General features: G+C 38.6%; 5 protein-coding genes and 1 riboswitch. Of the genes, 4 read left to right on the forward strand and 1 reads right to left on the reverse strand.

Annotated features, from left to right (window positions below):
* Positions 1–125 (reverse strand): DUF3311 domain-containing protein (locus BIV60_RS25570; protein ID WP_141770558.1); only part of this gene is annotated, 125 nt, incomplete at its 3' end.
* 1,107 nt (positions 126–1,232) lie between these two features.
* Here BIV60_RS25570 and BIV60_RS25575 point away from each other — a divergent pair.
* The 4 genes from BIV60_RS25575 to BIV60_RS28855 form a co-directional block, all read left to right on the forward strand.
* Positions 1,233–2,192 carry an LCP family protein gene (locus tag BIV60_RS25575; protein ID WP_071358522.1) on the forward strand — a complete coding sequence of 320 codons (960 nt, stop codon included), beginning with the start codon at positions 1,233–1,235 and terminating at the stop codon, positions 2,190–2,192.
* Positions 2,193–2,491: 299 nt separating this feature from the next.
* Positions 2,492–2,664, forward strand: a riboswitch (M-box (ykoK) riboswitch).
* Positions 2,665–2,978: 314 nt separating this feature from the next.
* The gene (locus BIV60_RS25580; protein ID WP_071358523.1) at positions 2,979–3,524 is read left to right on the forward strand and encodes a DUF1003 domain-containing protein; all 546 of its coding nucleotides are present in this window, start codon (positions 2,979–2,981) and stop codon (positions 3,522–3,524) included.
* 529 nt (positions 3,525–4,053) lie between these two features.
* The gene (locus BIV60_RS25585; protein WP_071358524.1) at positions 4,054–4,272 is read left to right on the forward strand and encodes a DUF1659 domain-containing protein; all 219 of its coding nucleotides are present in this window, start codon (positions 4,054–4,056) and stop codon (positions 4,270–4,272) included.
* A gap of 27 nt (positions 4,273–4,299) precedes the next feature.
* On the forward strand, positions 4,300–4,418 hold a 119-nt coding region (locus BIV60_RS28855), incomplete at its 3' end, for a DUF2922 family protein (RefSeq protein WP_256218552.1).

Here is a 4,418-nt window from a genome sequence, read left to right on the forward strand (position 1 = left end):
CATAATACAATCCAGAAAAGGATAAATGGCATTCCCAGAACATATGGGGTCATTCTGTTAAGAAGGATTGATCCACCCAGCATACCTATAAACGGAATCAAAGCCAACCAATGATAATTTTTCATTCGATATACCTCCTCCTGCCATGAACCAATCGCGCCAATCTTTTGTGCTTGGCTCGTCATCGCAATTAATAATCTCTTGTACACCATGTCCAATGCTTACTGTTACTGCACCCAGAGAACCGTCAATATATTTATTACATTCAAGATCATAGATATAATTCTTTTTCTATATAGGGCAGTAGAATATTTACCTCCTAACACCGGTTAAATTAGGTATTCACGTTTCTCCATATGTATAAATCCCTCTTTCAAAACTATCAAAATATTTTACCAAATTTTAGAATAATTAAATTGTATTATACATTTAAAATTTCCACTATTATACAAATGAACAAAAAAAATAGACCCGCTTATATACACGATGTATAAGAGGATCGAAAAATATTTATATTAAAAATGAAAAAGAGTTTAATAGATCAAGAGGAGGAATTGACTTACTTTGAGCTGAGTGGGGGTCTAACCCTGAAATCCATCTTCATCATCATGGAAGATTTCCTTTCGATTGGAGCCCCTCCAAATAAAGAAAAAGTGTCAATATTATAAAAAACGATCCTTCCCTTACTCACAAAAATAACCAGTTTTCCCCCATTCCGTTTCAAATGACCCTCTTATTCGGACAAGGCTTGCTAGTTTTTCTGATTCCCGTCCGAATGACCAACTTATTCGGCATATAGTCAAATAGAATCCCCGCTCCAATAGAGCGGGGATTCTATTACTTTACTACTTTAAACTTTAACTGAGCGGGCATCTGATCCCACTTGCCTCTAAAATACGAAGTAAATTGATAAATTTCATCTATTTCCTTCTTTACACAAACGTTTGATTAGAATTACTAAAACCTTTGATATATAAAGATTTCTACCATTATTTCCATAAAAAAGTTGTCGAACCTTGCAGGGAATTAATGAAAATTTAATTAGTGATTTATACTTTTTTAAAGTATCCTCCTTATAATACCCTAATAGGCAATGGAAAGAAGGTAGACTGTTTAATGCCAAACTACTTTTTTAAAGGCTTATTTTGGGGTTGTTTGATCAGCATACCGCTTTGGGTGTGTTTTATATATTTTATAGTTTCCTAATCTAGTCCTATACAACGGAGGAAATCATGGAGAAAAAACGTAAAAGTAAACGAAAAATCGTTGGTTTTAGTGTTTTGGTGATTGCGATGGCAGCCCTTGCTACAGGGTTTCAGCAACTGCAGCCCAAAAATCATTTCAAAAATGTCCCCGTGGTTAGTTCAGCTAATACCAATCAAACCGTAAAACCGCCAAAAAACGGTGAGTTCAACGTGTTATTAATCGGATCTGACCAGAGAAAAGGAGATACAGCCGGCCACTCTGACTCGATGATGCTCGTCCATGTCGATTTACAAAAGAATCAATACCACGCAGCCAGTATTCCGCGTGATACACGGGTTCATTTAGATGGTTATGGCTACACAAAACTGACAAGTGTGCAATATATCATGCAGGCGACAAAGGGCAAAAAAGCAGGCGTAGAGGCGGCCGTCAAAGCCGTTGGAGAGCTTACTGGGGTTCCGATTAACTACTATGTAGAAACCAATTATTGGGGCTTTCAATCGATGGTAGACGCTATCGGAGGCATTGATATGCATGTTCCTTTCAATGTGACCTTAACCCATCCATGGTATAAAGAGAATAAAAATAAAGTGATCAAAGCCGGCACACATAGTTTCGATGGAAAAATGGTCACAGAGGTCGTACACGAACGCTATTCGCTAAAAAATGGAGAATACGGCCGCCAGCAATTGCAAGAAGAGGCAATGAAGGGAATCGCGAAAAAGGCGTTAGATCCTGGCAATATAATTAAACTACCTTCATTAGTCCAATCAATCCCGAATTTTGTTGTCGCAACGAATATGTCGACATCTGATATGCTAAGCCTTGGTCTATCAGTAAAAGACTTTAATCCAAACAAACAATTGACGTACCATCAATTACACGGAGTGGGTCAAACCAAGTACGACGATATCCTAAAAGCAAACAACGCAGAGATTGTTTTAGATCCACAGCAATTAAAAGGAATCATGTCTAAGTATTTTTAAATTCGACAAATTTCGGGTGGTGCCTGTCACTGTTCGGTTTGGATGAATCCACAGGGACAGTTCTCCTGGTTTTACTCGAACCGTCCCTGTGATCTTTTCAGGATAGACCGGGGAATTATCCCCCTACTCTCCCTCGTTTATTGCAATATGATCATTAATCTTTAACGGATAATAAAGATATAAAAATTAATGGAATATCTGCAATGTTTTCTTCTCTATGTAAAAATGGGGGTAATTTAGAAATCTGCAAATTTTCTCTGGCATATCAATCCTTTAGCAGTATAATGACAATGAATTAAAGATGTCCTCGTTAGGTGAGGCTCCTATACGAACACAAGCCACTGCCCGGAAACATCGAAAGATGCCAATGGGTTGAACAGGAATTGCCGGACTAAGGCTCTTCTTAACGTGGCTAAAGGACGAAGGTTCTTTTACGTCGTATAGTGCCAAAGCTCGGTTGGGGGGGTTCGTTTTTTTGCATTCCTGATTAAGTGTGCAAAACGATGCCTTTCAGCTGAGCTGAAGGGCATTTTTATTTGGTAGAGCTTGGACATTTGCAGTGACAAGTCTCTGGCAAGATGAGTAAAATATTGAGTCATCAAATTAATTCTTGATAGGGGGTTGAGCCATTCTATGAATAGTGAAAGTTCATTTGAACTGGAGCCAGAACCAGCCGGTTTACCGGCAGTCGAATTAATAATAAAAACCATATTAAAGAGTGGCTTCAGCTCCTCTCCTACGGGATAAAGTTGGATCTGACTGCCTGATAACAAGGAGGTAGTTAAAATGTCAAAAAAGTTGTTATTTATAAAAAAAACGCAAAGTAAGGATGCCGCCCAAATTCAGGGCTTTGATATTGAGTTAAATCAGGAAAATACTCGCCGAATTGATCGGCTAGTGGATAGTTATGAGAAGAGTATTCTAACCAACTTAGATGAAGCATACCAAAGAAAAACAAGCTGGTCTGATCGTTTGGCAGATAGAATCGCAGCCTTCGGCGGCAGCTGGAAATTTATCATTTATTTTGCAAGCTTCTTGTTCGTTTGGATAGTATGGAACACGTTGTCATTTACTGGATTCCATTTTGATAAACCTCCATTTATTTTACTGAATCTGTGCCTATCCTTTATTGCAGCTTTCCAAGCTCCTGTGATTATGATGAGCCAAAACCGGCAGGCAGCACGGGATAAGCACGAGTCAATTATTGACTTCGCCATTAACTATAAAGCAGAGCAGGAGATTGACGATATGCAGAAACACCTTCACCGAATGGAAGGCGAACTGATGGAAATTAAGAAGCTTCTACAAGATTCTAAACAATCGAATGAATGAACAAGATAAACTGACCCTTAGGGATGGATTATTCTCTAGGGGTCAGTTTAGTTTTCTCAAACAATGGAATAAAGCCTATTAAGTTCCCTCAGTTAGATACGATTATCTCTAACGGGGCAGCTTAACAAAACGGACATATTCTTATTGTTCCATGCAGATTGTCTGCCTTTAACACAAAGCTGCAGATTGCGGAACAATATAGAAAGATTACTTGTGGGATAGCAAGAGATCCTCTTTGTTTTGTTCTAGAGCCGAAGAGGAATCGGATGGAGCTTGGTCGGAAAAGGCATTAAAACTGGATTGTATTAAATAAAGCCCGTTACTTTAAGTACAAAACATAACAAGCTAAAATAAGTAACTGCATTTACACTTAACCTAAAAAACTGCTCATAGGAGCAGTTTTTTCGTATAGTTGGTCTTCTTTTTGACCGTGAGCATTCAGCCTTAAAAAACCAAGAAAATTATTTTTCAAGACCATGTCCTTTTCCTCCATTTTTCTTTATATAGAAGGTGTGAGGAGGTGATAAACATGGCACAAGCGCGACTAGCTACCACTAAGCTTCGCATCGTATTCGAAACGGGCATGGACGAGCAAGGAAAACCGATTTTAAAAGCAAAGACCTTCAGCAATGTAAAAAAAGCAGCTACAGCAGACCAACTCTATCAAGCCGCACAAGCAATCTTTGTATTGTGTAATGACACACTTAACCGGGTCGAGAGAACGGACAGCTCAGATTTATTATCCTAGTGAATCATTCAATTTTGTGAATGGGAGGTGAAGGAATTGGCTAAAACATTGGAATTACAGTTTGTGACGGCGACTGGAAAAATTGCTCGCATTACGGTTGATAATCCGAAAGAACCGATTGATGAAGCGGTTGTGAAGCGATCAAT

The sequence above is a fragment of the Bacillus sp. MUM 116 genome, from assembly GCF_001866655.1.
Lineage (GTDB): Bacteria > Bacillota > Bacilli > Bacillales > Cytobacillaceae > Neobacillus.

What these genes read in the sequence shown, in the direction of transcription:
- BIV60_RS25575 (WP_071358522.1), top strand. Translation starts at nt 1,233, where the DNA reads ATGGAGAAAAAACGTAAAAGTAAACGAAAAATCGTTGGTTTTAGTGTT.
- BIV60_RS25580 (WP_071358523.1), top strand. Translation starts at nt 2,979, where the DNA reads ATGTCAAAAAAGTTGTTATTTATAAAAAAAACGCAAAGTAAGGATGCC.
- BIV60_RS25585 (WP_071358524.1), top strand. Translation starts at nt 4,054, where the DNA reads ATGGCACAAGCGCGACTAGCTACCACTAAGCTTCGCATCGTATTCGAA.